Origin of the sequence: Arenibacter hampyeongensis, assembly GCF_002909255.1 — a bacterium.
In the GTDB taxonomy this organism is placed as follows: domain Bacteria; phylum Bacteroidota; class Bacteroidia; order Flavobacteriales; family Flavobacteriaceae; genus Arenibacter; species Arenibacter hampyeongensis.
On sequence record NZ_PIOB01000004.1, the window covers coordinates 273559 to 299416 of the forward strand.

Here is a 25858-nt window from a genome sequence, read left to right on the forward strand (position 1 = left end):
TGTCTTACATTTAATTTTTAATAACAAATAAACTAAATCAATGAAAAAGCTTTTTGTAACGGCCGTAGTTATTTTTACTATGATTTCCTGTGCCGAAAAAACTAAGATTCCTGTATATGCATGGACCGGTGGTCCTGGAGAGGCAACTGATCAAGAACTTATGGCAACCTTTAAAAACTACAAGGAGAAGGGGATAGATGGACTTATGTATAATGGCGGACATAATCCAGAAACCTATAAGCGGGTAGGTAAATTGGTAAAAGATGCGGGAATGGAATTCCATACTTGGGTACCAACTATGGTACAAGGCGATAATCCCAAATTACCAAAAGATTTGTATGCCATAAATAGAAATGGGGAATCAGCTTTTGATAAACCGGCCTATGTATCCTATTATAAATTTCTTTGCCCAAATAAAGAGGGATCTTTTAACTTTTTGTCCGAATTATACGGAAATATTGCCGCGGTGGAGGAAGTTGATGGAATACATTTGGATTATATCCGTTTCCCGGATGTTATTTTGGCCGAAGGACTTTGGGATAAATATGGGCTGGTTATGAACGAGGAGTACCCTGTTGCCGATTACTGCTATTGTGATAAATGTGTGGCAGATTTTAAGGAGAAATCCGGAATAGACATCAAAGAGGTTGAAGACCCTTCCAAAGTGCAGGAATGGAAGCAATTTAGATATGATTTAATAACTAATATTGTCAATCGTTTAGCGGAAGTAGTTCATAAAAAGGGTAAAGTGATAAATGCTGCCGTTTTTCCAGGCCCAAGCAATGCTATGAAAATGGTAAGACAGGAATGGAACAAATGGAATTTGGACGCCTTCTATCCCATGAATTATAACGATTTCTATTTAGAGAGTCCTGAATGGGTGGGGGAAATAACCAAGGAAGAGGTAGCATCCGTTAAGGGTCAAAAGCCTATTTATAGCGGACTATTTATTTGTCCTAATCCAGAAAATAAAACAAAGGAAAATGATCCTGAAAATCACGGGTTGTTACCATCTGAAATTGAGACCGCAATTAGAACATCAATGGAGAACGGTGCCGCAGGGATTTGTCTTTTTACACCGGAAAGAATGAAGCCCGAACATTGGGAAGCATTTGACAAGGCCATTCATGCGGATTATTCCAAAAAATAAAGAGATGTAAGAACATCGCCTGGCGGTGTCACAAGCGTCTTTTAATCAGTAAATCCCTTGGAAGGGAGTTGAAGTCAAAATTGCTAAGAATGCAACTTTATCCAACTTCTTTCCAAGGGATTTTTATTTGTGGAATTACAGATGTAGTTTTAATCCTTCGTGTGTAGCCTTGAACCCCAATTTTTCATAAAACCTGATGGCGTCCGGTCGCTGCTTGTTCGAGGTTAATTGCACCAAGTGAACTCCTTTTTCCTTGGCTCTCCGAATAATCCATTGGAACATTTGTTTGCCAATTCCCTTACCAGTTTGATCTTCCCTAACATGGACGTTCTCTACAAGACAACGAATGCCCCCAACATAGGTAAGGTACTGGATGAAACTCAATTGAAAGGTGGCTATAACTTCCCCTTCGGAATTCTCTATTACCCTAAGCTCCTGATTTTCGTCCCCATCAATACGATCAAATGCGCTGTAATACTCCTTAGGCAAAGGGTCTTGATACTTCTCCCGTAGCTTTCCCAAGGCATCATTGGCGATCATTTCTATTATTGCCGGTAGGTCTTCCCTGGTAGCGCTTCTAAAGGTCATGATTATCCATTATTCGCTTCCAGCCATTTCCTGGCATTTACAAATGCTTCCAGCCAAGGAGAAACCTCATCTTGTCTTTCTACGGGATAATGCGCCCAATTCCATTGGAAGATGGAGCGCTCTATATGTGGCATTGTCACTAAATGTCGACCAGTGGCATCACATAGCATTGCTGTATTGAAATCGCTTCCGTTAGGATTTGCAGGATAACCCTCATAACCGTAGTGGGCTACTATATTGTAATTATCCTGGGCAAGGGGTAATTTAAATTTACCTTCTCCATGGGAAATCCATACCCCTAATTTAGTGCCTTCCATACTCGAAAGCATAACGGAGTTGTTCTTTTGAATAGCCACGGATGTAAATCCACTTTCGTGTTTGTGGGAATCATTATAGGTCATTTTTCCATGTTCATGATGCTCAGGATTGATCAATTCGAGTTCCATGAATAACTGGCAACCGTTACAAATACCAATGGAAAGGGTATCAGGTCTGGCAAAGAATTTTTTTAGAGCGGTATTCGCTTTTTCGTTGTACTTAAAAGCACCTGCCCAACCTTTGGCACTTCCCAGAACGTCCGAGTTTGAGAAACCACCGACAGCCCCTATAAACTTAATATCCTCCAAGGTCTCCCTTCCGGAAATTAAGTCGGTCATATGAACATCCTTAACGTCAAAACCGGCAAGGTACATGGCATTGGCCATTTCACGCTCGGAATTACTACCTTTTTCACGTAGAATCGCTGCTTTTGGACGTGAAGTCGCCTTAGTTGGTAGCTTGCCATCAAAATGTGCAGGGAATGTGTAAGTTAAGGGTTGGTTTTTATAATTACTATACCTTTCTTGGGCCAAATTATTGGCAGTTTGTCTTTTGTCAAGAAGGTATGAGGTTTTAAACCAGGTATCACGCAAGGAGCTTATGTTCAAGCCCATTTCCATCCCTTGATTTTTAATGGTCAAGGTGGCTGTTGTACTTACCGATCCAATTTTGTGAAAATCAATTCCAGCTTCGTCCAAAACCTTTTCGATTGAAGTGTCTTTGGCCTGAAATACGATTCCAGCGTTTTCAGAAAACAATAATTTTATGGTATCTGATTCACCTATTGAAGTCAGGTCCAAAGTGGCACCTAAATCGAGGTCGGCAAAACATAGTTCCAAAAGAGTTGTAATCAGTCCGCCCGAAGCTACATCATGCCCAGCAAGTACCTGTCCGTTGGTTATCAGACCTTGGAGCGTATTGAATACAGTTTTAAAATTATCCGCATCAAGTATTGTTGGGGCCTCATTGCCTATGGTATTCAAGATTTGTGCAAATGAAGATCCTCCCAGTTTATAAGTGTCTTTGGAAAGATTAATGTAATATATATCGCCTCCATCTTTTTGTAAAACCGGTTCCACTACCTTGCCAATAGCCGTACAGTTTCCTGCAGCTGAAATGATAACGGTGCCGGGAGCTATAACTTCTGCATCTTTATAGCGTTGTTTCATGGATAGGGAATCTTTTCCCGTAGGAACATTGATTCCCAATGCAATGGCGAAATCCGAAATAGCCTCTACCGCCTCATACAGCCTTGCGTCCTCCCCGGGATTTTTACAGGGCCACATCCAGTTGGCGGAGAGGGAAACTGAGTCCAAACCGTCTTTTAGGGGTGCCCATATTATATTTGTCAAGGCTTCCGCAATACTATTTTTGCTTCCCGCAGCAGGGTCTATAAGTCCAGAGATGGGGGAGTGGCCAATAGAAGTGGCTATTCCTTCCTTTCCTTTATAGTCCAATGCCATAACACCGCAATTGTTCAAAGGCAACTGCAGAGGGCCAGCACATTGCTGTTTGGCCACCTTACCACCTACACAACGGTCCACCTTATTTGTTAGCCAGTCTTTAGAGGCTACAGCTTCCAATTGTAGGACTTGGTCCAAATAATCGTGAAAGTGTTCCAAAGAATAGGATGGGGCCGTATATTTTCTTTCTATGGTTGAATCGTTCATTACAGTTTTTGGAGAACTCCCAAACATATCGGCCAACGCCAAGTCCATTGGACTTTCTCCAGTAGTTGCAGATTTGAAGGTAAACCGATTGTCGCCAGTAACATCACCAACCTCATACATCGGTGATCGTTCCCGATCCGCAATTCGGTGCAGCATATCCACATCCTTTTTCCCGATTACCAGTCCCATTCTTTCTTGGGATTCGTTCCCAATAGTTTCTTTGGCCGATAGGGTCGGGTCCCCAATAGGCAGTTTATCCAAGTCTATTTTCCCTCCTGTTTCTTCCACCAGTTCGGACAGACAGTTTAAATGTCCACCTGCACCGTGATCGTGTATTGAAACAATAGGGTTATGATCACTTTCTACCATACCTCGAATGGCATTGGCAGCTCTTTTTTGCATCTCGGGATTAGATCGTTGAATGGCGTTGAGTTCTATAGTGGCCCCAAATTCGCCGGTGTCAGCACTGGATACTGCTGCGCCTCCCATACCAATCCGATAGTTGTCACCTCCAAGGATTACAATTTTATCACCGGTTTTTGGTATGTCTTTTAACGCCTGTTCCGCTTTGCCATAACCAATACCTCCGGCCTGCATAATCACTTTATCGTAACCCAACTTTCTGCCTTGTCCATTTGCTGAAGATTCAGCGGCCTCATCATGTTCAAAAGTAAGTACTGAACCGGCAATTAAAGGTTGCCCAAATTTGTTTCCAAAATCAGAAGCTCCGTTGGATGCTTTTATTAAAATATCCATTGGGGTCTGGTACAACCAGTTCCTTTCCTTCATGCCCTTTTCCCAAGGTCTGTTTTCCTCCAATCGGGAATAGGCGGTCATATAAACTGCCGTTCCGGCCAATGGCAAGGAACCCTTTCCTCCTGCCAATCGGTCCCTGATTTCACCTCCAGCCCCTGTTGCCGCACCATTAAAGGGTTCAACTGTAGTTGGGAAGTTATGGGTTTCCGCTTTTAGGGATATTACAGATTCAAAAGATTTTTCCTCGTAATAATCGGGCTTGTCAGCACTTTTGGGTGCAAACTGAACTACCTTTGGTCCTTTAATAAAGGCTACATTATCCTTATAGGCAGAGACTATGCCCCCAGGGTGCTCTTGGGATGTTTTTTTTATAAGTTTAAACAGCGATGATGGTTTCTCCAATCCATCGATTACAAAGGTGCCGTTGAATATTTTGTGCCTGCAGTGCTCTGAATTTACTTGGCTAAAACCAAATACTTCCGAATCCGTAAGTTTACGACCTATTTTTTGAGATACTTGTTGTAAATAGGTTACTTCTTCTTCGCTTAAGGCCAATCCTTCCTGTTCATTGTATTTGGCAATATCCTCAATTTTTAAAATAGGGGCGGGCATCACATCAATCTTAAAAATCTCCTGGGATAGGCGATTGTATTTTTGTGAAAGCATTGGGTCAAAGTCTTTGTCATCTTTGTCCACCGCCATAAATTCTTCAATTCTTATAATTCCTGAAATACCCATATTTTGGGTTATTTCTGTAGCATTTGTGCTCCATGGAGTAATCATGGCCGCTCTGGGACCAACAAAAAAGGCGTCAATTGACGCCGCGTTTAACCTAGGCTGGTTACCAAATAACCATGTAAGTTTTAAGTTATCTTCCTGGGGTAGGTCGCTTTTGGTCTGTACCGCAAATATCTTAGTGCTAAGGTCTCCAAAGAAATGAATCATCTAATATGTAAATTGAAATGGATTAGAAAGCTGCAAATTTACGGTTTTAATGTGTAATTTTTCAGTAGAATAGTTAACAGTTTTAGAGGACAATTGTTAATTTCTAAGCAGGGATCATTCGGTAATGCTGAACAGCTCAATTTTTATTTGGGCTCTATGTGGATCAAAACATGACCGATATTGGGTATATCGGTACGAAGTCTATCCTTCAACTTATGGGACAGGTCATGTCCTTCTTTTACTGAAATACTTCCGTTTACCGAGGCATGTAAGTCTACGTGATATTTTGTGCCAGCTTTTCTGATAAAACATTTTTCTGTTCCTAAAATGCCCTCAACTTTCAAGGAAACTTGACGAATTTCCTCAATGAGGTCATCATATAGATGTTCGTCCATTATTTCACCAAGTGCAGGTCTAAAGATTAGATAGCCATTATAAAAAATGAAAAAGGCGGCGGCCAATGCAGCCCAATCATCCGCAGTTTCATAACCTTTGCCGAAAATCAAGGCTATTGATATCCCAATAAATGCCATAACAGATGTAATGGCATCACTTCTATGATGCCAGGCATCTGCCTTTAGAGAGGAACTGTTGGTTTGGATACTTTTTTTTAATACTACCCTATACGAAATTTCCTTCCATAGAATAATAGCCCCCAAGACCAATAAAGTCCAGGGTTTTGGTGTTTTGTGAGGGGTTAATATGTTTATAATGCTTTCATAGACTATTATTGTAGCGGAGGTAATTAAAAAACCTACCACCAAAAAAGTAATCAAGGGTTCAATTTTACCATGACCGTATGGATGGTTTTCATCTGCGGGTCTCTTTGCATATTTAAGTCCAAACAAAACCAATAGCGAGGAAAATATATCCGTAGTGGATTCAATGGCATCTGCGATCAAAGCAAAGGAATTGCCAAAAAAACCAGCAAGGCCTTTAATTATTGCCAAAACAATATTCCCAGCAATACTGAAATATGTGGTTCTTATGGCCGACTCCTCGTTGTTCATGCTATTCTTAAACTGGATAAAAATTAAAGGTAATAAACTTATGCAGCTTTTTTTGGGAGACGAATCCATAATTGTATTTTACTTATATTATAGGCTAGGCCACCTAGATTACAATACTTTCATTTTTCTTTAGAAGAGTAAATTGTATATTACACATTGTAATCTATACTAACCAAGTTAATTATTTTACCATGGCAAAAGAATATGTAGATATCGCGACTTTAAAATATTTGTTATACGAAGTCCATGAGGTGGAGGAACTGCTCTCATCCGAACGATACCAAGATTACGACAAAGGTTCCTTGGATCTTTTTATAAATTCTATAAAGGAGTTTTCCGATCGTGAATTATTTCCTTACTTCAAGGAGATGGATGAAACACCGGCAATTTATAAGGATGGCACCATTATGGTACATAAGCAGGTAGATGTAATGATGAAAAAAGGTGGGGATATGGGAATTATAGCTGGTCCTTTTGATTATGGGGTTGGAGGTTTGCAGTTGCCATTTGTAATACATACGGCCTCGGCCTATATACAGGAAGCAGCCAACAACCATCTACCAGGATATGCGGGTTTAACCCAAGGGGCGGCAGAATTAATAGTTCATTTTGCCGATGATGCCCTCAAGGAAACCTATGTCCCTAAAATGCTGTCCGGCGCCTGGGGCGGGACCATGTGCCTTACCGAACCCCAGGCAGGAAGCTCTTTATCGGATATAACTTCCAAAGCAACTCCAACAGAAGAAGATTATTATAAGATATCCGGACAAAAAATATTCATTTCAGGTGGTGATCATCAATATGCTGAAAACATAGTACATCTTCTGTTGGCCAGAATAGAAGGTGCGCCTTCGGGAACCAAGGGCATATCCTTATTTGTAGTACCAAAATTTAGGGTCGCAGCCGATGGTAGTTTAACAAAGAACGATGTGGTGACGGTAGCCGATTTTCAAAAAATGGGACAGCGGGGATATTCCACTACACATCTGGGATTTGGTGATAACGACGATTGTCAGGGATGGTTGGTAGGCAAGGCCCATAAGGGTTTAAAATATATGTTCTTAATGATGAACAGTGCCAGGATCAGTGTTGGGCGAGGGGGTGCCGCAATTAGTATGGCCGCCTATCAAGCTTCATTGGAGTATGCCAATGAGCGGCCACAAGGACGAAAACTATCCAGTGACGGTAAAAAAGATCCCGATGAAAAACCTTGTTTAATAATTGAGCATCCAGATGTAAGGCGCATGCTTTTGTTACAAAAAGCGATTGCCGAAGGGTCATTGAGTTTGGTATTGTTGGCCGCCAAATATTATGATATTATACAATCCACTAAAAATCTTGAAGAAAAGGAAAAGTACGGTCTATTGTTGGAAATGGTCATTCCTATTGTAAAAACTTATCCTACAGAGGCTGGTTCCATAGCAGTAAGCAATGGGATGCAAGTATTGGGCGGATATGGTTTCTGTTCCGATTTTATTCTACAGCAATACTATAGAGATATCCGAATATTTAGTATTTACGAGGGTACCACGGGAATACAATCCCAGGATTTATTGGGAAGGAAAGTTCCCATGGACAATGGAAAGGCTTTGGAATTATTATTAACTGAGATATTGAATACTATAACAGTGGCGTTGGAGTATGAAGAATTGCGTTCCTCGGCAAAAATATTGGGCGGCAAGATTAAATTGACAAAAGAGGTTTTGGATTTCTTAATGCCTTTTGCCAAAAAAGGTAACTACGAGCGTTATTTATCCGATGCAAATTTGTTTATGGAATATTTAAGCCACGTCGTTTTAGGTTGGTTATGGCTGGATATTGCGGTGCATGCACAACGAAATCTGAAGGAAGGGGGGCAAACCCATTCCAAAGCCTTCTATGAGAGCAAGGTCCACACTATGAAATTCTATTTCAAATACGAGTTGCCCAAAACGGGCAGCTTGGCGGAATCTTTGATGCATCCGGATGTGCTTACCATAAAATCCAAGAAAGAGGTCTTTTAAGAACTATTTTATGGCGCAATGAAGTAGGGTAAATCATGGGTTGATTGTTTTATATACAAACAGTGTTGAAAATCACGGTTTAAATAAAACAATCAAGTTATGAAAAGATTACAATTTTTAGGTTTGGCAGTCATGCTTTTTACCGCCGCAGGAACAATAGCACAGGAAGTAGAACCTACTGAACAGGAAAAACTTTCCTACTATGAACAAAGGGCCAAGGAAGATGCCAAATTTGAGCAATCACAGGAATTGGCTGAACAAGAGGAAGAGGAATTCTGGGAATCACAAAAGGAATATGAAAGGCGATTAAAAAAAAGGGATAAGAAGGCTCATAGGGCTTATATGAAAGGTAAAAGGGATGCCTATGCAGAACATAGAGATCATTGCGATGCCCATTGTCACCACAGTCAGTATTATCATAGCCATGCCACTTTCTACTATACCCATAACGATTCCTATCGCTATAATAGTTATCCTAGGAGAACTACGATAAGGACTGGAATTGGTGTCAGTGCACCCAGCGTTAGAATAGGATTATAAGATATAAAATGTAAAAAGAGGCTGTCAATTAGAATTGACAGCCTCTTTTTGTGTGTATGTAAATTTAACTACTAAGCTGGGTTTTTCTCCAACAATGCCATGTAAAAACCATCAAAACCAGTTTTGCATGCATAAATATTGTCATCCTTGATCAAATTGAAATCTTTACCGGCTTCCGAGCCTAGGAATTTTTTCACTTGCTGTATATTTTCCTGTGGCAATATGGAACAGGTGGCATAAACCAACTTGCCACCAGGTTTAACAATGCGACTGTAATCCTGAAGTATTTGTTGTTGGGTAACCATGATTTTATCTAAAAAATCTGGTTGTAGTTTCCATTTGGCATCCGGGTTTCTTTTTAGGACCCCCAATCCAGTACAGGGTGCATCTATTAGAACCCTATCAGCCGTGTCGTATAACTTTTTAATGACTTTGGTAGATTCTATGGTTCTTGTTTCCACGTTATGGGCACCGTCTCGTTTGGCCCTTCGCTTTAGTTCTTTTAGCTTGTTACCGTAGATGTCCAAGGCGATCAGCTGGCCTTTATTTTCCATGAGTGCTGCTAAATGCAAGGTTTTTCCTCCAGCTCCGGCACAGGTGTCTACAACACGTTGGCCAGGCTTAACATCTAAATAGGGAGCTACCAATTGGGAAGAGGCGTCTTGTACCTCGAACCAGCCATTTTTAAAGGCTTCGGTTATAAATACATTAGAACGCTCCTTTAGGCGTAAGGCGTCCGGATATCCTTTTATGGATTCTGTCTCCACTCCGACTTCGTGGAGAACACTACTTAAACTATCCTTGGTTGTTTTTAAGGTATTTACCCTAAGGATTACTTCTGCCTGTTCATTTAGGGCATGAATTTCTTTGGTCCATAATGCCTCTCCCAGTGATTTGGCACAAAGCTCGTCCATCCAATCAGGAACAGATTCCTTATATTTTCGGATTTTGGACAGTTCATCAAATTTTCCTTTGATTCTTCTTTCAGGCGTAGGTTCCAACTGTTTCCAATCCGGTAGTTTTATACCTTTGAGAACGGCCCAAACGGCAAACATTCTAAATAGGTTAGGCCTACTATAAGGTGCCTTAACTTCGGCAATCTCCGCATATAATCGCTTCCAGCGTACCATTTCATAAGTGGTTTCTGCAATAAAACCTCTATCGCGGGCACCCCAACGCTTGTCGTATTTTAATACTTTTTCTACTACTTTATCTGCATATTCCCCTTCATTAAATATATAATTTAAGGCATCAACAACCGCAAACACTAGATTTCTATGTAATCGCATTTTAAAAAATTAAGATTGCAAAGGTATTGTATTAGAACCTATTCCTATTATTTTTGGGGAAAATTATAAGCATGCGAAACTATTTGGTAATCCTTGTACCCTTCATTCTAAGCTCATGTTCCCAAAAGGAAGAAACGAGTATGTTTAATTCCGTGGAAGTGGAGACCATTTACACGGACTCTTTGAGTTTTAGGGCTATACAAATTATGGACAATGGCAATATGGCATTCGCGGCCAATAAGGGTGCTTTTGGATTGGTAGACCTAAAGACCAATAAAGTACGGGTCAATACCCAAAAATATGATAGCATTCTACCTGAATTCCGGGCTGTTGCACAAAATGAATTGGATTTTTTTATGCTTTCGGTGGGTAATCCGGCATTATTGTACAAGACAGGGGATAGCGGAGATATGGAATTGGTTTACAAAGAAGAGGACGATGAGGTATTCTATGATGCCATGGCCTTTTGGAACAATCAGGAGGGTATTGCCATTGGAGATAGTATGAATGGGTGTCTTTCACTAATCATTAGTAGGGATGGGGGCAATACTTGGAATAAACTACCATGTTCTTCCTTGCCCAAATCGGAACCGGGAGAAGGAGCTTTTGCGGCAAGTAATACCAATATTAAATTGTTGGGCAATAAGGCTTGGATAGTTACTACGAACGGAAATGTGTATTACTCTGAGGATAAAGGTTATAATTGGACGGTAATAAAAACCCCAATAGAAAGTTCGGAACCAACACAGGGTATTTACTCCATTGATTTTTATGACGAAAATTTAGGTGTTGTCTTTGGTGGAGACTATACGAAACCGGAAAAAGATACTGCCAATAAGGCCATTACGACGGATGGTGGTAAAACATGGAAACTGATTGCCAATGGAAAACTACCGGACTATAGAAGCTGTGTGCAATTCGTCCCAAATTCTAAAGGAAAATCCCTTATAGCCGTAGGATTTAATGGGGTTGCCTATTCCAATGATGCCGGAGAGACTTGGAAACAACTTTCTGATGAGTCTTTTTACACTTTGAGATTCCTTAATGATACCATTGCATATGCGGCAGGGAAAAATAGAATTGCAAAACTAATTTTTAATTAATCTCCTCATGGTATTAGTTGTTGGAACGCTAATTTTCACAACTAAGTGAGATTTGAATGCTCCGACAATTGCCCTTCCCGCACGGTTTATGCGGGCGACGAAATGTTATCAGTAGTTTCCATCCTATGGCTCATGGGATTGCCCTGAGGCTATTGACTTTCAAAAGCCATGAAACGGCAGAATCTATTTGCCGCCTCTTCTCTGTCTGTATTGTTTTATCAATTGACGTTTGAATTCTTCCTCTGAACGCATCAATAAAATGGTCTTCTTTGCCGAAATGGTTTTGGATATTTTTTCGATATAGGACTTTTCCGCCTTGTGTTTTTCTACCTCCAACTCCTGCATGCGGCTAAGAAGTGCACTGGCCTTAGCGTCGGAAAGGGCATCCAAATTTTTTATTTCGGCACCTATTTCAAAGCGCTCTACTCTGAAAAAACCTTCTTTTATAGATTGATGCTCATTATATATGGGCCAAAAACTTTGGGCTTCTTTAGGAGTAAGCTCCAGTTTTTCAGTAATGAATGCTACTTTAAGGGATTTTATTTTTTCCCAATCCTGTTTTTCTTGAGAGCTTAGTGTTAAGGTAGCTGCAAGGAATAGGAGAGGGGCTAGTATTATTAGTTTTCTAATCATCATTGTGTAAATTTAATTCTTCAAAATCTTCAATATGGGAATCCAGGTAATCTAAAATATTATCATTGTCAAGTCTGTTTTCCAGGATATCGTTGAGGTCCATTTCACTTATAGGTAATATTTCCGCCAAATCGTAGGAGGACACCTCCAGCTCATTAAATTCAAAATATTGCTCAATATCGGAATTGGCCAAATCAGAATATGATAGCGGTTTGTCGCTATTGAATTGGATTACGATGAAAAGCAATAATACGGCTGCAACGGAGGCAACTGCATATAGGTGCTTTTTATAGGACTTGAGGGGGATTACTTTCGTCTCCACCGGTGAATTTTCCAGTTTTTGTAAAATTTGGGTGTTTAGATGATCAAAATAACCTTCAGGTACTTTAAATCCTTTACTTGAAGACATTGAAGTTTCCTCCTTGGAAATCTTGTCCATAATATGGGCAGATAGGGTATCGAAATAACCATCCGGTACTTTAAAGCTGTTATTTTTATCTATTTTATTCATTTCAATAGTTTGACCTTGAACAATATAAAAGGTTTAATTTTCTTTTAAAAAAGCTTCGATCTTTTTTGAAGCCAAATGATAGGAGGCTTTTAACCCTCCTACGGTGGTGTCTAAAATCTCCGAAATTTCTTCATACTTCAATTCCTGAAAATACTTCATATTAAAGATTAATTTTTGCTTTTCAGGAAGTGAGGCAATGGCTAATTGCAATTTATATTGAATTTCATCGCCTTCAAAATAGACATCCGCCCGTAAATCTTCAACCGCCTTATTTGCTATTTGCTCATTGCTGATCCTAAGTTTTTGTGATTTGGATTTCAAAAATGTCAGGGCCTCATTGGTTGCAATCCTATACATCCAAGAATACAATTTGCTGTCACCTTTAAAGCCATCTATATTGCGAAATACCTTAATAAAAGTATTTTGCAAGACATCATCGGTGTCGTCATGGTTTAAAACAATTCTTCTGATATGCCAATATAAACGTTCCTTGTAGGTGTTAACCAACACCTCAAAAGCTTTAGCCTGATGGTCTTTTTGTTTTAATTGTATTACTAAAGTTTCTTCCGCAATCAACATTTTGGACTTAAGTTCCATTATAGGACTATAAAAATTATAAAAGGTTTATTACCAACTACATTAATTCTTTCATTTTGATATCTAAGGTAATCAAGATCAATGACTATTCTATTTTCTTATTTAATACTATTTATTGATAATTATCTTCAATTTTAACTATTTTTGGAGTTATTCCTTGTCAATAGAGACTAATGGAGCACTAATTAATTCGAGAATGTAATAAATTATAATCCTTAAAATTAATGTAATAGGTGATATTCAACTTACATTATAGCTGGAATAGACTTATGTCCGATGAGTTTAACAAACCATATTTTAAATCCTTGATCAGTTTCATTGAAGAGGAATATAAGGGGCAGACTTGTTACCCTGGCGAAATCGATATTTTTGCAGCTTTAGACCATTGTCACTTTATGGATACCAAAGTGGTTGTACTTGGGCAGGATCCATATCACGGTCCTGGGCAGGCCAACGGACTTTGTTTTTCGGTTAATGAAGGTGTGGCACACCCGCCTTCTTTGGTCAATATTTTTAAAGAAATGGAAATGGACCTGGGAATCCCATATCCTAACAGTGGTAATTTGGAGCCTTGGGCGGACCAAGGGGTTTTATTGCTTAATGCTACCCTGACCGTTCGGGCGCATGAAGCTGGTAGTCACCAAAACAAAGGGTGGGAGGTTTTTACAGACAAGCTGATCCAGAATTTATCGGAAGAAAAAGAGGGCCTGATATTTCTGTTATGGGGCGGTTTTGCAAAGAAAAAGGCTAAATTAATAAATGCCAAAAAGCATTATATTTTAACTTCCGGACATCCTTCCCCATTGAGCGCAAACAGGGGGTATTGGTTCGGCAACAAGCATTTTAGTAAAACGAATAAAATATTATTGGAAAATAAAAAACGCCCAATTAACTGGTAATCCGCGTTTTGAAAACTGATTTTTAAATAAAACCGTTTGGTATACAAGGGTCAACGGCTACAAAATGTCTAATTTCTTAATACGATGTAACAATATTATATTTATATGATTTTTTTATTCAAAAGTGTACATGTACTGTTAACTAAATCTATATTTGTACTTTTTGTTAAATCGATTTCAAATAATTTAAAAAAGCACTTTTGATTTTAAACATTAAAAAGTTAATGAATTCTACTAGATTAAAATGGGTGTTATTGGTTGACGACGACGGAACGACCAATATGCTAAATAAACTTTTTTTAAAAAAACTTATTCCGGATCTGGAAATAGATTCAGTTACGGACGGACATAGAGCCTTAGATTACATAGAGAAAAATATTAGTGATATAGACCAAGGAAGTTTCCTATTGATACTGGACATTGAAATGCCAGTTATGAATGGTTGGCAATTTTTGGAGGCTTTCAATATCCTTTTTAGAGAGGAAGAAAAAGAAAAGATAGTTATAGCTGTATTAACTGCCAATGGATGTGAAGAAGTAACCTACAGGGCTTTGTCAAATCCCCAAGTAAAAGAGTGCCTTCACAAGCCTTTGTCCGATATAAACTTTAGAAGCATAATTCAGTCCTATTTCCACAATTAAAAGTTAGCTAGGATGTAAAGTTAAAAATCCTAACTCCCTTTAATTATGAATGGAATATTATCTCAGTACAGGGAACTATCCTATCAATGAGTTTTAAGTCCAACAAGGTATTTTGTACCAATTCCAAATTGTGCTGACCAATATTCTTTTGTCCCCATTCGGTTAGGGACAGCCAATGTTGTATATCATCCAACTTCTGGTTGTAGGTATTGGCCAAAGTACGGTCTATGCTGGGTATTCGTTTGAAATCGGAAGTATATACATTAATTATCTCTAGAATATGTGCCAAGGTGCCAGAATTTTCCGCTATAAATTTATCGGTCGCGGCAATTACAAAACAAGGCCATGGCGTAGGACAATCCGAAATTCTTCTAAATATGCCTTGGTCCACCAACGGTTTTGTGGTGAATCTTTCCCACATAAAATAATCTGACTTACCTTCTGTTAAAGAAGCCACCGCACCATCCAGGTTATTGATCACCTCAAATTTTAGATCTTTGGTATCCCAACCCTGGTTTTGGGCATTTACGTAAGCCATTAAATGACTACCACTCCCAAATCTACTTATGGCTACGGATTTATTTCTTAAATCTTTTAAAGTGCTGTAGCTACTTTTTTCAGCTACGTGGATGCCCCATAAGAGGGGAGTAGCTATGTATTCCTGTACTATTTTCGAAAGATTGCCCTCGGTAATACTTTTTACGATCCCTTCGGTCAGGATAATGGCCAAATCGGTTTCATTGTCCTTTAATAATTGTGCCATTTTACCGGTTCCTTCCGGAATATCTTTCCATTGCAAGTTTATGCCCCTATCTTCGAAAGCTCCTTCTTCGATTGCCAGCTGCCAAGGAAAATTAAAGTGTTCGGGAACACCAATAATATTTACATTTTTCAAATCAACAATTTTTAGAGTTGGTCAACATCATTTCTTAGTGTTATTCCTCAATTCACCTTATATCTAATATTGCAAATCACACATCGTAAAGATTCCATAATCAATAATTTAAGTGATGTCAAACTTTAAATTATTCCACTATTTTGTTCATTGCATAATTAATTAATTCGTCCATTGCCGAATCCGGTCTTAAGGAAAACTTACCATTGGACCTGTTTGCAACAATACAGTTCAAGGAAACGGCCCTATGTCCCAATAGTTTTGCCAAACCGTAAATACCAGAGGTTTCCATTTCCAAATTGGTGATACGCATATCGTCATAATTAAAACTGGCCAATTTGGCATTCATATTTTCATCTTCCAGTTTTAGGCGTAAAATACGGCCTTGTGGCCCATAAAAGCCAACATTTGTAGCGGTAATTCCCAGACGGATTTTATCAGAAATAAATCTTTCTGCCAAGGATTTGTCATAGGTAACCACATAAGGTGTGGACTTATCCTTAAGCCAATTGGTATGCTTTAAAAATGCTAGTTGTATCTGTGGATTTTGAATATGGGAACTGTCATAGAAATGCAATAGACTATCCAATCCAATAGCGTACTCGCTCATCAGAAAAGAGTTTAAGGGAATATCTGGTTGTATGGCCCCGGAAGTGCCGATTCGGATAATATCCAATTGCCTTTTGACCCTTTTAATAGTCCTAGTCTCAAAATCTATGTTTGCCAAGGCATCCAACTCATTCAGCACAATATCTATATTGTCAGTCCCAATCCCAGTAGAAATAACGGTAATTCGTTTTTGGTTTAACCATCCGGTATGGGTAAGGAATTCACGCTTTCCTTTTTTTACGTCGATCTTATCAAAATATTGGGAAACGCGTTCTACCCTATCGGGGTCGCCAACTGTGATTACGGTATCTGCTAGATCCTGGGGTAAAATATTAAGGTGGTAAACGCTTTTGTCAGCGTTAATAATTAGCTCTGAAGAACCAAATCTCATTTTATAATTTTAATATGCGTTCCGTTTCAGAGTTATAAAGGAAATTATATTTTAACGCACCACCCAAATAAGCATCATTTTCCTGGATACAGGAATAATAGCTGGTTTTCCCTTCCAAAATCTCCATACCCTTTTTTGAAAGTTTAACTGGGTTGAAATTGGTAAAAAGTGGCTTTAATTTTGTTATCACCCGCTCATATTGGGTATCGCCAAAACCATATCGGCCTTGATTTTTTAGAACCGTATTCAGTAATTCGAGCTTGGTTTTAGGCTTGGCGCTACGGGCCAATCGCAAAATATTATTCTCAACTTCATTGAGTCCATTTCTAATGGTTGGAAATCTCAACAAATGGGCTTCGATTGCCCCAGAAAGGTGGGAAAATTGAAAACTGTCGAAGTCCTTTAAATTTTCCAATCTAATAGGGTTGTCACTGCAATACAATTGCCAAACATAATCGGCGTATTCTATATCGTCCTGCGTTAAAAGGGTACGATTGGTGTAAAATTTGTGCAATTGTTCATCTGCCAATTCCCCTAACCCAAATAGATTGTCCAAATTATCATCCTCGTTACCGGATACCAAGGAAATTTCGGCATAAGGCCTATGTGTTTTTAGCCAACTTATAACGGCCAACATATTTATTTGGTCAAATAGATCGTAATCGAACCACAGAACAATACTGTCTTCCTTTTTGTGATTACATAGGCTACGGTATTCTTTTAAGGTCTTATCAATGAACCAAGACTTGGATACTTTATAGTTTTTATTTAAAAATTCAAACCTCGTTTTCCAAAATGATTCGCTCCCCACATTAGTCTCCGTCTTTCCTTCGCACAGCATTTCTCGCCATGTAATAATTTCCCCGTCCAATTTCAGGGCTCTTAATTTTTGGGTGAACATGTCGCCGTTCGTAATGTGTAATTGGGAACTCATTGTAGTGGTGGTTTAGGTTGTGGCTAATAAATGTAGTGTTTTATCTTAAAATCAAAAAATAATTAACAAAAATCTAACCTCCAACGCGTTTTACCTTAAATCCTTTTTCTTGCAATAGTTTCATTATTTTATCCCTATAATCGCCTTGTATGATAATGGAATCGTCTTTGAAGCTTCCACCTACACTAAGCTTTGTCTTCAGTTCCTTGGCTAATTTTTTAAAATCCTCATCGGCTCCCGTGTATCCCTCTAAAATGGTAATGGGTTTTCCCTTCCTTTTTTCATACTTGCATATAATAGGGGCCTCCTGTAGCCAAATATTATTTTCTATACTTTTTTTTTGGTCATCTTCCGATGGCGTGTGGTCCGGAAATAGATTCTTTAATTGATCTTTTAAGTCCATTGTAAGTTTTAAATATTATACTAAAATAGTATTACAGGCCAAAAATAAAAACCCATTCTTTTCCAAACGTCAATTTGTAGGAATGGGTTGTTATCCAGTAATTGCACAATTTATTCCATTGGAAAATCCTCGTCATCCATTACTTCTTCCATTTGTTTTATATGTCTTTCCGTATGGCCTGACATAAAAAGAAGAATTTGATAGGCATCAACCGTACCAAACGGCAGCTGTTGATAGCGATTTCGCAGATCATCCTGGGTACTTTTTACATAATCTATATGTTCCCTTCTTTTGGATTTGAATTCTGCGACTGTTTCTTCAAAACTACCGTATTTTCCTGATGGTTCAAAAGCCTCTCCCGTTTTTACTTTATTACTACGATCTTCTATCATGGCAATTAATTGCTCATCGGAGACTTTTACTTCAGAGCGTTTGGATGGATCCGCTTCATTTGCCAAAGTGGCTTGAAGCATACCAAAGATCATGTTTTCGGAGATTGCGATATGTTCTGCACATTCTGCAATGGACCAGGAGTCATCGGTTATTTTGTAGTTGAGCTGCGCCTCACTCAGTCCATCCACTGTATTTAAAAAATGATCATGGGACTTTGTCATTTCTTTAACGGCAAATTCCCTCTCCGCATCTGTAAGGGTAGATTTAACTACACCAAATGCTAAAACTGTCAATACTACAATTGGCAAAATTAATTTTTTCATAGTGTCCACGTTTAAATGTTAATACTCAAGCTTGTGTACTTCCTTAGGCAATAATAAAGCAAGGCTTAACCTTAATCTATTTCTTTATTAAGCCTAGGTCAATCAGTCGTTCATGTAAAAAATCCCCTGCAGAAATATCCTCAAATTGTTTTGGATGTGCTTCATCCACACAATTCTCCAAACAATTTAATGGCATTTCGCTAATGGGGTGCATAAAAAAGGGCACGGAATATCTGGAGGTGCCCCATAACTCCTTGGGAGGATTAACCACCTGGTGTATGGTGGATTTTAATTTATTGTTGGTTAAACGGGATAGCATATCGCCTACATTGATCATCAATTGATCTGGTCTGGCTATGGCATCTATCCATTCACCTTCGTGATTTTTCACCTGAAGGCCCTTTCCGTGGGCTCCCATTAAAAGGGTAATTAAGTTAATATCGCCATGGGCCGCAGCTCTTACAGCATTTTTTGGTTCCTGCTTGATTGGTGGGTAGTGTATAGGCCTTAAAATGGAGTTGCCATTTTTAATATATTCATCAAAATAAGTTTCATCAAGGTCCAAATGCAGGGCCAGCGCACGTAAAACATATTTCGCCGTTTTTTCCAACATTTTATAGGTTTTCTTACCAGTCTCATCAAAATGGTCCAATTCCTTGACCATTACATTGGCCGGATATTCCTTTTCCAATTTAGGATTGTTCTCTACATATTGGCCAAAATGCCAAAATTCCTTTAGATCGCCTTCCTTTCTTCCTTTGGCATGTTCCTTTCCAAATGAAGTGTACCCCCTTTGCCCGCCAATGCCGGGAATTTCATATTTGTCCTTGACTTCCTGTGGAAGATTAAAGAAATTCTTTATTTCGGCATATAGATCCTCGACCAATTTTTCGGACAAAAAATGACCGCTCAAAGCCACGAAGCCAATGTCCTCAAAGGCCTTGCCTAATTCCTTTATAAATTTTTCTTTTCTTTTTTCATCGCCGGATATGAAATCTTCAAGATTTACACTGGGTATTGCGCTCATCAACCTTATTTTTTATTACATCAAAGTTAATAAATATATAGGCAATCTTCTTGAAAAAATATTCGACTTTGTTTTTCCGATTTGTTACATTTATAAAATAATATAGATAAAAAGTATAAAAACCTAACATGCAATATAAAGGCGATAGTGTTGATAAGGCCATGCAATTAAAACTTTATCAACGAATGTTAAAACCCCGGTTGATTGAGGAAAAAATGCTGATTCTCCTTCGCCAAGGTAAAATTTCAAAATGGTTCAGTGGTATTGGACAGGAGGCAATATCGGTTGGAGTGGCAAGTGCGTTGACTTCGGATGAGTATATACTGCCAATGCACCGTAATCTTGGGGTTTTTACAACACGCAACATACCTCTGTACCGACTTTTTTCCCAATGGCAGGGAAAAGCCAATGGCTTTACCAATGGCAGGGATAGAAGTTTTCACTTCGGGACCCAGGAGTATAAAATAGTGGGGATGATTTCCCATTTGGGGCCCCAGTTGGGTGTGGCGGATGGGATTGCACTTGCAGACCTTCTGAAAAACAGTAAGAAGGTAACTGCGGTTTTTACCGGAGAGGGAGGCACTAGCGAGGGCGATTTTCATGAGTCTTTAAATCTTGCTGCCGTATGGGATTTGCCTGTATTGTTTTGTATTGAAAATAATGGTTATGGACTGTCCACACCAACAAATGAACAATATAAATGTGAGAACTTGGCGGATAAAGGTATAGGCTACGGGATGGAATCACATATCTTGGACGGTAACAATATAATGGAAGTATTTTCCAAGGTTGATGAGATTTGCAAAAGTATGCGCAAAAGCCCAAGGCCTGTTTTGTTGGAATTTAAAACCTTCAGGATGCGAGGCCATGAAGAGGCGAGCGGAACCAAGTATGTGCCCCAGGAATTATTGGAGGCTTGGCAGGAAAAAGATCCGATCGTAAATTTTGAAAAATTTCTTCTAGCAGAAAATATTCTTTCCGCACATTTGATAGAAACTTTTAAAAATGAAATATATGCTGAAATTGACTATGATCTGAAGAAGGCTTTTGCGGAGCAGGAAATTGAAGTAGATCAAACCAAAGAATTAAATGATGTTTATAAGGGCTTTGATTATCAGCAATATAATCATGGTTCCACTTCAAGTAATATTAGATTGATAGATGCTGTGTCCCAAGGGCTGAAACAATCCATGGATAGGCATGATAACCTTGTAGTTATGGGCCAGGATATTGCGGATTATGGAGGCGTTTTTAAAATTACAGAGGGTTTTGTGGAGACCTTCGGGAAAGAACGGGTGAGAAACACCCCTATATGTGAATCAGCTGTGGTTTCAGCGGCAATGGGACTCTCAATAAACGGTGTAAAATCGGTGATGGAAATGCAATTTGCAGATTTTGTAAGTACCGGATTTAATCCTATCGTAAACTATTTGGCCAAGGTACATTACCGCTGGGGAGAAAATGCCGATGTCGTTATAAGGATGCCTTGTGGGGCCGGGGTGGGTGCAGGCCCGTTTCACTCCCAGACCAACGAGGCCTGGTTTACAAAAACCCCAGGTTTAAAAGTGGTATATCCAGCTTTTCCCTATGATGCGAAAGGTTTGTTGGCGACTTCCATAAACGATCCCAATCCAGTATTGTTTTTTGAACATAAGGGACTTTATAGGAGTATTTACCAAGAAGTACCAGAGGATTATTACACCATACCATTTGGTAAAGCCGCCCTTATAAAAGAAGGCTCGGACATTACAGTGGTTAGTTATGGATTAGGGGTGCATTGGGCCATGGAAACCTTAAATGACAATCCTTATATAAAAGCCGATCTTTTGGACCTAAGAACCTTACAGCCCATGGATATGGAGGCAATTTACACTTCCGTTCAAAAAACGGGTAAACTTATTATCTTACAGGAAGATAGTCTGTTTGGAGGTGTGGCGAGTGACATTTCCGCACTGGTAATGGAAAACTGTTTTAAATTCCTGGATGCTCCAGTAAAACGGGTGGCCAGTTTGGAGACTCCAATTCCTTTTGCTAGAAATTTGGAAAATAATTATTTGCCCAAGGAACGATTTGCACATGAGTTATTAAGTTTGTTAGCCTATTAAAAATATTCAAGACCTAAAACAATTTATAGTACGGAAGAATGATTACAGCGGAAGAAAAACTCAAGGAGCGAATAAAGGAGCTTACTTGTTTATATGAAGTAACTTCAATAATTGTTAACTGTGACTATGACCAAATTGAAGATGCCCTAAAAGGTATTTTATATTGTTTGCAGAAAGCTTGGCGTTTTAGCGATGTGGCACAAGTAAAGCTCATTTCTGATCAATACAATATGGCCACAACGAACTACCCAGTTGATGCCGTTTCCTTGGAGGCCGGAGTACAGGTATTTAATAGGAAGGTTGGGGCAATCCATGTAGCATATCCCAAGTCAAAATATGGTATAACCGATTTTTTGCAGGAAGAAAAAAAATTACTGAAAAATGTTTGTCTGGAAGTAGGTAATCTTTTGGAGAGGAAGCAGATAAAGGACAACGAGATAATTATAAAACGTAAAATGGAAAGGGCGGACCGTCTAGGTATTTTAGGTGAAATTACCGCTGGTATTGCCCATGAGCTAAATACCCCCTTGGCCAACATATTGGGTTTTTCAGAATTATTAAAAACTCGTATAGCGGAGGACACCCAAGCTAACAAGGACCTTGATAAAATTATAAATAATGCCATATTCTCCAGGGAGGTGGTTAAAAAATTAATGTTCTTCGCCTGTGAGATGCCACAGCAAATGACTTTGGTGAACATAAACCCAATAATTACCAATGCCATTAACTTAATGGAACCTAGTCTTGACAAAAAGAAAATTGTTTGGGAACTCAATTTTAATTCACAATCCATATTTCTACGGGTAGATACCATTCAATTGACCCAGGTTATTTTTAATTTGATACTTAATGCCATATATTTTTCTCCGGCCAAGGGAAAGATTCTAATCGATATAAAGGAAACGGTTAATAATGTAGAAATTAGAATTTCGGATGAAGGACCTGGCATTGACCCGAGAATTAGTGATAAGATTTTTGAACCTTTTTATAGTACCAAGCCGGTTGGGGAAGGTTCTGGTTTGGGTTTAAGTGTTGTGCACGGAATAGTAAAAAGTCATAAAGGCGTTATAAGCTACAGGTCCAACAAACCTAAAGGAACTATATTTACCATTGTTTTTCCAAAAAATTAGAATTATGGGTTTTAACAAAGAGAACGTATTGATCGTAGACGATGATGTAAATATATTGGAGCTTATTCATAGACACCTACAATCCTTTAATTATCATAGCTACAAGGCCGTTTCCGTCAAGGAAGCCTTGACCATCCTTAAAGATTCCAAAATAGACCTTTTGATTACCGATCTTAAGATGCCCGATGTGGATGGATTGCAGTTGGTTAAGTATGTTTCCGAACATTATCCAAGGTTACCGAAATTGGTGGTTACGGGTTACCCATCGGTAAACGATGCGCTGAGCGTAATAAAATCAGGGGCCTTGGATTACTTGGTAAAACCTTTCACCAAGGAGGAATTAAGGGAGGCGGTCATAAAATCTTTCTCACACAATTCTGCAAATAATGAAGGCTCCAGAAATAGTTTAACCTCCAATAATAATAGTTTTGGTGATTACGGTGAATTAATAGGGGAGTCACAGGCCATAAAAAAGGTGACCGATATTATAGATAGGGTGAAAGACAACAAAGCCACTGTATTGATTCAAGGGGAAAGCGGTACTGGCAAGGAATTGGTGGCCCGATCTGTACATTATACAGGGAAATTTTCCAGAGCCCCTTTTATCGCTGTAAATTGTGGGGCTATTCCTGAAAGCCTTTTGGAGGCTGAGCTTTTTGGTTATGCCAAAGGAGCTTTTACGGGTGCCAATGAAAATCGAAACGGGTTTTTTCAAGCCGCCGACAAGGGTACTCTTTTTTTGGATGAAATAGGTAATGCCTCACTTGCTGTCCAATCCAAATTGTTACGGGCGCTTCAGGAAAAAGAGGTCGCAAAAGTAGGATCCCAAAAAACTGAAAAAATAGATATTCGGGTCATTGCGGCCACTAATAGTAATTTGTACTCCCAAGTACAGAAGAAATTGTTCAGGGAAGACCTTTATTATAGATTAACAGTGGTGGAGATAAATGTGCCTTCGCTCAGGGAGCGCAAAGAGGACATACCTTTATTGGTCGACAAGTTTTTGTTTAAATATGGTGTGGAGTATAAGGATAGGTTGGTTACCATTGTTCCCGAAGCCGTAGCGCTCTTGGAACGTTATCCGTGGCCGGGAAATATCAGGGAGTTGGAAAACGTAATTCAAAGAGCGGTAATTATGTGCGATAAAAGAATCGAAATAGCCAATTTACCGGATAATTTGAAGTATAAAATAGATTTTCCGGAAGACGACCTACTACCGTTAAGGGAAGTTGAAAAAAAGTACATTTTAAAGGTTCTGGAAGCAACAGGCCAAAATAAATCCAAGGCAGCGGAGATACTACAGATAGATCGCAAGACACTACGTCAAAAAATTCATTAATTCCTTTTAATTGGGTGGGTAAATATTACCCATCTGAGGAATATATCCCATAATTTTCTTCAAGTAATTTTTTATGTTTGCAGGTCAATATGTTGATTAGCAAGTTTTTATGTGCTTTTAAAGCACTTTTTTAAATTTCTGGCATTCTACTTGCCCTCAATGTATTTCTAAATAAAACTCCTATGCGTGTTGAAACTAGTTTATGTCCGAGTTGTGAGTATTTTAAAACTTGCGTGCTCACCAAAAACAAGGCCGATATTTGGCAATGTAACGAATATGAATCAGCGGATTCAGGAGTAGTGGCCAACAGTGGTCAATTGGTTTTCAAATGGGGAGTTGGATTGTTCTAAACAGAATTTTATGATTACAAAGTCGAAAACAGAGTCGAAACAGGGCATGTTGGAAAACGTGATGCGTCAATTCAACCATGCCGCCGATATTATTAATTTAAACAGTAATATTAGAAAAATACTCAGTATTACCAATAATGAACTGCTTATACATTTCCCAGTTAAAATGGATAATGGCGATGTTGAAGTTTTTACGGGATACCGAGTACAGCACAATAACGCCTTGGGGCCCTATAAAGGAGGGCTGCGTTATCACCCAACGGTGGACATAGATGCGGCAAAAGCCTTAGCCATGTGGATGACCTGGAAAACATCCTTGGCGGGTCTGCCCTATGGTGGAGCAAAAGGAGGAATACAGATTGATCCTTCAAAATATTCCAATGCGGAATTGGAAAGGATCACAAGAAGATTTACCTATGCCCTAGGCGACAATATTGGTCCGGAGCACGATATACCTGCTCCAGATGTGAATACCAATTCGCAAACCATGGCTTGGATCGTGGATACTTATATGTCCACCAAATCCCCTGCGGAAAGGTCTAAAAATCAGCACGTGGTTACAGGAAAACCTTTGGGGTCCGGTGGATCGGAAGGTAGGGATAGGGCTACGGGCTATGGAGTTTTCCTAAATATAAAATTGTGGGCCGAAAAGAAAAAAGTGGACCTGAGGAATAAAAGGTTCATAGTACAGGGCTTTGGTAATGTAGGTTATTGGACCGCCCATTTTCTTGAAAGCGAAGGAGCCAAATTGGTGGGTGTACAAGACGCTTATGGCAGCATTACAAATAGAAATGGGATGGAAGTGTCCAAATTGTTTCAGTATATGCAAACCAATAAAGGTAGTATTGTTGGCTACAGCTCGGGAGAAGCAGTTGAAAAAGACCAATTTTTCGAATTGGATTGCGATATCTGTATACCAGCGGCACTAGGCAATCAAATCACAGCCGAAAATGCCGGCAAGATCAAGGCTTTTCTAATTGCAGAGGGAGCAAATGGCCCTACCGATGCGGAGGGCGAGGAAATTTTGCTTAAAAACGGTGTTGGAATAATACCGGATATTCTTTGTAACTCCGGAGGAGTCATAGGTAGTTATTTCGAATGGCTACAGAATAGAAATGGGGAGTTATGGCAATTGGAAGAAGTAATGTTAAAGTTGGAAAAAAAAATGAAGGAAGTCTTTGAAAGGGTATATGAAATGGCCGAAAAAAGAGATGGGGATATGAGGTCAGCAGCCTATATCATTGCTATAGAACGAATAGAAAAGGCCTATGTTCAAAGAGGAATATTTCCATAAATTATTATAAAA

At 39.1% G+C, this 25858-nt stretch carries 24 protein-coding genes; 11 read left to right on the forward strand and 13 right to left on the reverse strand.

Annotated features, from left to right (window positions below):
* Positions 1-40: 40 nt before the first annotated feature.
* The gene (locus tag CWD91_RS11990) at positions 41-1150 is read left to right on the forward strand and encodes a glycoside hydrolase family 10 protein (protein ID WP_103441196.1); all 1110 of its coding nucleotides are present in this window, start codon (positions 41-43) and stop codon (positions 1148-1150) included.
* A 135-nt stretch (positions 1151-1285) separates the two neighbouring features.
* On the opposite strand, the gene CWD91_RS11995 is transcribed toward CWD91_RS11990, so the two are convergent.
* The 3 genes from CWD91_RS11995 to CWD91_RS12005 all read right to left on the reverse strand — a co-directional run bounded on the left by CWD91_RS11995 (position 1286) and on the right by CWD91_RS12005 (position 6437).
* On the reverse strand, positions 1286-1738 hold the full coding sequence (locus tag CWD91_RS11995; RefSeq protein WP_103441197.1) for a GNAT family N-acetyltransferase: 453 nt from the start codon (positions 1736-1738) through the stop codon (positions 1286-1288).
* Between the two features lie 2 nt (positions 1739-1740).
* A complete protein-coding gene (gene purL, locus CWD91_RS12000; RefSeq protein WP_103441198.1) occupies positions 1741-5427 on the reverse strand; it encodes a phosphoribosylformylglycinamidine synthase in 3687 nt (1228 codons plus the stop codon).
* Positions 5428-5570: 143 nt separating this feature from the next.
* Positions 5571-6437 (reverse strand): cation diffusion facilitator family transporter, encoded by an 867-nt coding sequence (locus CWD91_RS12005; protein WP_103441199.1) that lies wholly within the window; start codon positions 6435-6437, stop codon positions 5571-5573.
* 191 nt (positions 6438-6628) lie between these two features.
* Here CWD91_RS12005 and CWD91_RS12010 point away from each other — a divergent pair, with 191 nt between their 5' ends.
* Both CWD91_RS12010 and CWD91_RS12015 read left to right on the forward strand, forming a co-directional pair.
* The gene (locus CWD91_RS12010; RefSeq protein WP_103441200.1) at positions 6629-8440 is read left to right on the forward strand and encodes an acyl-CoA dehydrogenase; all 1812 of its coding nucleotides are present in this window, start codon (positions 6629-6631) and stop codon (positions 8438-8440) included.
* A 99-nt stretch (positions 8441-8539) separates the two neighbouring features.
* Entirely contained in the window at positions 8540-8980 is a 441-nt protein-coding gene (locus CWD91_RS12015) for a hypothetical protein (protein ID WP_103441201.1), read from the forward strand.
* Positions 8981-9051: 71 nt separating this feature from the next.
* Here the strand turns inward: CWD91_RS12015 and CWD91_RS12020 are convergent, their stop codons facing one another.
* Complete coding sequence (locus CWD91_RS12020; RefSeq protein WP_103441202.1) at positions 9052-10269, reverse strand: RsmB/NOP family class I SAM-dependent RNA methyltransferase; 1218 nt, start codon at positions 10267-10269, stop codon at positions 9052-9054.
* Positions 10270-10340: 71 nt separating this feature from the next.
* Between CWD91_RS12020 and CWD91_RS12025 the strand changes: the two genes are divergently transcribed.
* Positions 10341-11372, forward strand: coding sequence for a WD40/YVTN/BNR-like repeat-containing protein (locus CWD91_RS12025; RefSeq protein WP_103441203.1), 1032 nt, complete (start codon positions 10341-10343; stop codon positions 11370-11372).
* Positions 11373-11555: 183 nt separating this feature from the next.
* Here CWD91_RS12025 and CWD91_RS12030 read toward each other — a convergent pair whose 3' ends face one another.
* Genes CWD91_RS12030 through CWD91_RS12040 form a run of 3 tightly spaced genes read right to left on the reverse strand, consistent with a single transcriptional unit; the run spans position 11556 to position 13092 of the window.
* Positions 11556-12008: a hypothetical protein gene (locus CWD91_RS12030; protein ID WP_157943772.1), complete on the reverse strand. Its 453-nt coding sequence runs from the start codon at positions 12006-12008 to the stop codon at positions 11556-11558.
* A complete protein-coding gene (locus CWD91_RS12035) occupies positions 11998-12516 on the reverse strand; it encodes a hypothetical protein (protein ID WP_103441205.1) in 519 nt (172 codons plus the stop codon). Before CWD91_RS12035 ends, CWD91_RS12030 begins: the two co-directional genes overlap by 11 nt.
* Before the next feature lie 33 nt (positions 12517-12549).
* Positions 12550-13092, reverse strand: a complete 543-nt coding sequence (locus tag CWD91_RS12040) for an RNA polymerase sigma factor (protein ID WP_394335722.1) — start codon at positions 13090-13092, stop codon at positions 12550-12552.
* A 254-nt stretch (positions 13093-13346) separates the two neighbouring features.
* Between CWD91_RS12040 and CWD91_RS12045 the strand changes: the two genes are divergently transcribed.
* The gene (locus CWD91_RS12045; protein WP_103441206.1) at positions 13347-14012 is read left to right on the forward strand and encodes a uracil-DNA glycosylase; all 666 of its coding nucleotides are present in this window, start codon (positions 13347-13349) and stop codon (positions 14010-14012) included.
* A 224-nt stretch (positions 14013-14236) separates the two neighbouring features.
* Complete coding sequence (locus CWD91_RS12050; protein WP_103441207.1) at positions 14237-14653, forward strand: response regulator; 417 nt, start codon at positions 14237-14239, stop codon at positions 14651-14653.
* A 43-nt stretch (positions 14654-14696) separates the two neighbouring features.
* Here CWD91_RS12050 and CWD91_RS12055 read toward each other — a convergent pair whose 3' ends face one another.
* The 6 genes from CWD91_RS12055 to CWD91_RS12080 form a co-directional block, all read right to left on the reverse strand.
* Entirely contained in the window at positions 14697-15548 is an 852-nt protein-coding gene (locus tag CWD91_RS12055) for a substrate-binding domain-containing protein (protein ID WP_103441208.1), read from the reverse strand.
* Between the two features lie 130 nt (positions 15549-15678).
* Positions 15679-16548 (reverse strand): nucleoside phosphorylase, encoded by an 870-nt coding sequence (locus tag CWD91_RS12060; RefSeq protein ID WP_103441209.1) that lies wholly within the window; start codon positions 16546-16548, stop codon positions 15679-15681.
* A 1-nt stretch (position 16549) separates the two neighbouring features.
* Positions 16550-17482, reverse strand: coding sequence for a DUF1835 domain-containing protein (locus tag CWD91_RS12065; RefSeq protein WP_103441210.1), 933 nt, complete (start codon positions 17480-17482; stop codon positions 16550-16552).
* Positions 17483-17555: 73 nt separating this feature from the next.
* Positions 17556-17885 (reverse strand): translation initiation factor, encoded by a 330-nt coding sequence (locus tag CWD91_RS12070; RefSeq protein WP_103441211.1) that lies wholly within the window; start codon positions 17883-17885, stop codon positions 17556-17558.
* 110 nt (positions 17886-17995) lie between these two features.
* The gene (locus CWD91_RS12075) at positions 17996-18601 is read right to left on the reverse strand and encodes a DinB family protein (protein ID WP_103441212.1); all 606 of its coding nucleotides are present in this window, start codon (positions 18599-18601) and stop codon (positions 17996-17998) included.
* A gap of 76 nt (positions 18602-18677) precedes the next feature.
* Complete coding sequence (locus CWD91_RS12080) at positions 18678-19628, reverse strand: isopenicillin N synthase family dioxygenase (protein ID WP_103441213.1); 951 nt, start codon at positions 19626-19628, stop codon at positions 18678-18680.
* A 128-nt stretch (positions 19629-19756) separates the two neighbouring features.
* Between CWD91_RS12080 and CWD91_RS12085 the strand changes: the two genes are divergently transcribed.
* The 5 genes from CWD91_RS12085 to CWD91_RS12100 all read left to right on the forward strand — a co-directional run bounded on the left by CWD91_RS12085 (position 19757) and on the right by CWD91_RS12100 (position 25846).
* Entirely contained in the window at positions 19757-21733 is a 1977-nt protein-coding gene (locus CWD91_RS12085) for an alpha-ketoacid dehydrogenase subunit alpha/beta (protein WP_103441214.1), read from the forward strand.
* A gap of 38 nt (positions 21734-21771) precedes the next feature.
* The gene (locus tag CWD91_RS12090; RefSeq protein WP_103441215.1) at positions 21772-22863 is read left to right on the forward strand and encodes a sensor histidine kinase; all 1092 of its coding nucleotides are present in this window, start codon (positions 21772-21774) and stop codon (positions 22861-22863) included.
* 4 nt (positions 22864-22867) lie between these two features.
* Positions 22868-24202 carry a sigma-54-dependent transcriptional regulator gene (locus tag CWD91_RS12095; protein ID WP_103441429.1) on the forward strand — a complete coding sequence of 445 codons (1335 nt, stop codon included), beginning with the start codon at positions 22868-22870 and terminating at the stop codon, positions 24200-24202.
* A gap of 182 nt (positions 24203-24384) precedes the next feature.
* Positions 24385-24552 carry a hypothetical protein gene (locus CWD91_RS22695; RefSeq protein ID WP_157943773.1) on the forward strand — a complete coding sequence of 56 codons (168 nt, stop codon included), beginning with the start codon at positions 24385-24387 and terminating at the stop codon, positions 24550-24552.
* Between the two features lie 10 nt (positions 24553-24562).
* Positions 24563-25846, forward strand: a complete 1284-nt coding sequence (locus CWD91_RS12100; protein WP_103441216.1) for a Glu/Leu/Phe/Val family dehydrogenase — start codon at positions 24563-24565, stop codon at positions 25844-25846.
* Positions 25847-25858 lie beyond the last annotated feature (12 nt).

Excerpts from the sequence above, each read along its gene's own strand:
- CWD91_RS11990 (WP_103441196.1), top strand. The coding sequence starts at position 41 with ATGAAAAAGCTTTTTGTAACGGCCGTAGTTATTTTTACTATGATTTCC.
- CWD91_RS11995 (WP_103441197.1), bottom strand. The coding sequence starts at position 1,738 with ATGACCTTTAGAAGCGCTACCAGGGAAGACCTACCGGCAATAATAGAA.
- purL (WP_103441198.1), bottom strand. The coding sequence starts at position 5,427 with ATGATTCATTTCTTTGGAGACCTTAGCACTAAGATATTTGCGGTACAG.
- CWD91_RS12005 (WP_103441199.1), bottom strand. The coding sequence starts at position 6,437 with ATGAACAACGAGGAGTCGGCCATAAGAACCACATATTTCAGTATTGCT.
- CWD91_RS12010 (WP_103441200.1), top strand. The coding sequence starts at position 6,629 with ATGGCAAAAGAATATGTAGATATCGCGACTTTAAAATATTTGTTATAC.
- CWD91_RS12015 (WP_103441201.1), top strand. The coding sequence starts at position 8,540 with ATGAAAAGATTACAATTTTTAGGTTTGGCAGTCATGCTTTTTACCGCC.
- CWD91_RS12020 (WP_103441202.1), bottom strand. The coding sequence starts at position 10,269 with ATGCGATTACATAGAAATCTAGTGTTTGCGGTTGTTGATGCCTTAAAT.
- CWD91_RS12025 (WP_103441203.1), top strand. The coding sequence starts at position 10,341 with ATGCGAAACTATTTGGTAATCCTTGTACCCTTCATTCTAAGCTCATGT.
- CWD91_RS12030 (WP_157943772.1), bottom strand. The coding sequence starts at position 12,008 with ATGATGATTAGAAAACTAATAATACTAGCCCCTCTCCTATTCCTTGCA.
- CWD91_RS12035 (WP_103441205.1), bottom strand. The coding sequence starts at position 12,516 with ATGAATAAAATAGATAAAAATAACAGCTTTAAAGTACCGGATGGTTAT.
- CWD91_RS12050 (WP_103441207.1), top strand. The coding sequence starts at position 14,237 with ATGAATTCTACTAGATTAAAATGGGTGTTATTGGTTGACGACGACGGA.
- CWD91_RS12060 (WP_103441209.1), bottom strand. The coding sequence starts at position 16,548 with ATGAGATTTGGTTCTTCAGAGCTAATTATTAACGCTGACAAAAGCGTT.
- CWD91_RS12065 (WP_103441210.1), bottom strand. The coding sequence starts at position 17,482 with ATGAGTTCCCAATTACACATTACGAACGGCGACATGTTCACCCAAAAA.
- CWD91_RS12070 (WP_103441211.1), bottom strand. The coding sequence starts at position 17,885 with ATGGACTTAAAAGATCAATTAAAGAATCTATTTCCGGACCACACGCCA.
- CWD91_RS12075 (WP_103441212.1), bottom strand. The coding sequence starts at position 18,601 with ATGAAAAAATTAATTTTGCCAATTGTAGTATTGACAGTTTTAGCATTT.
- CWD91_RS12080 (WP_103441213.1), bottom strand. The coding sequence starts at position 19,628 with ATGAGCGCAATACCCAGTGTAAATCTTGAAGATTTCATATCCGGCGAT.
- CWD91_RS12085 (WP_103441214.1), top strand. The coding sequence starts at position 19,757 with ATGCAATATAAAGGCGATAGTGTTGATAAGGCCATGCAATTAAAACTT.
- CWD91_RS12090 (WP_103441215.1), top strand. The coding sequence starts at position 21,772 with ATGATTACAGCGGAAGAAAAACTCAAGGAGCGAATAAAGGAGCTTACT.
- CWD91_RS12095 (WP_103441429.1), top strand. The coding sequence starts at position 22,868 with ATGGGTTTTAACAAAGAGAACGTATTGATCGTAGACGATGATGTAAAT.
- CWD91_RS22695 (WP_157943773.1), top strand. The coding sequence starts at position 24,385 with ATGCGTGTTGAAACTAGTTTATGTCCGAGTTGTGAGTATTTTAAAACT.
- CWD91_RS12100 (WP_103441216.1), top strand. The coding sequence starts at position 24,563 with ATGATTACAAAGTCGAAAACAGAGTCGAAACAGGGCATGTTGGAAAAC.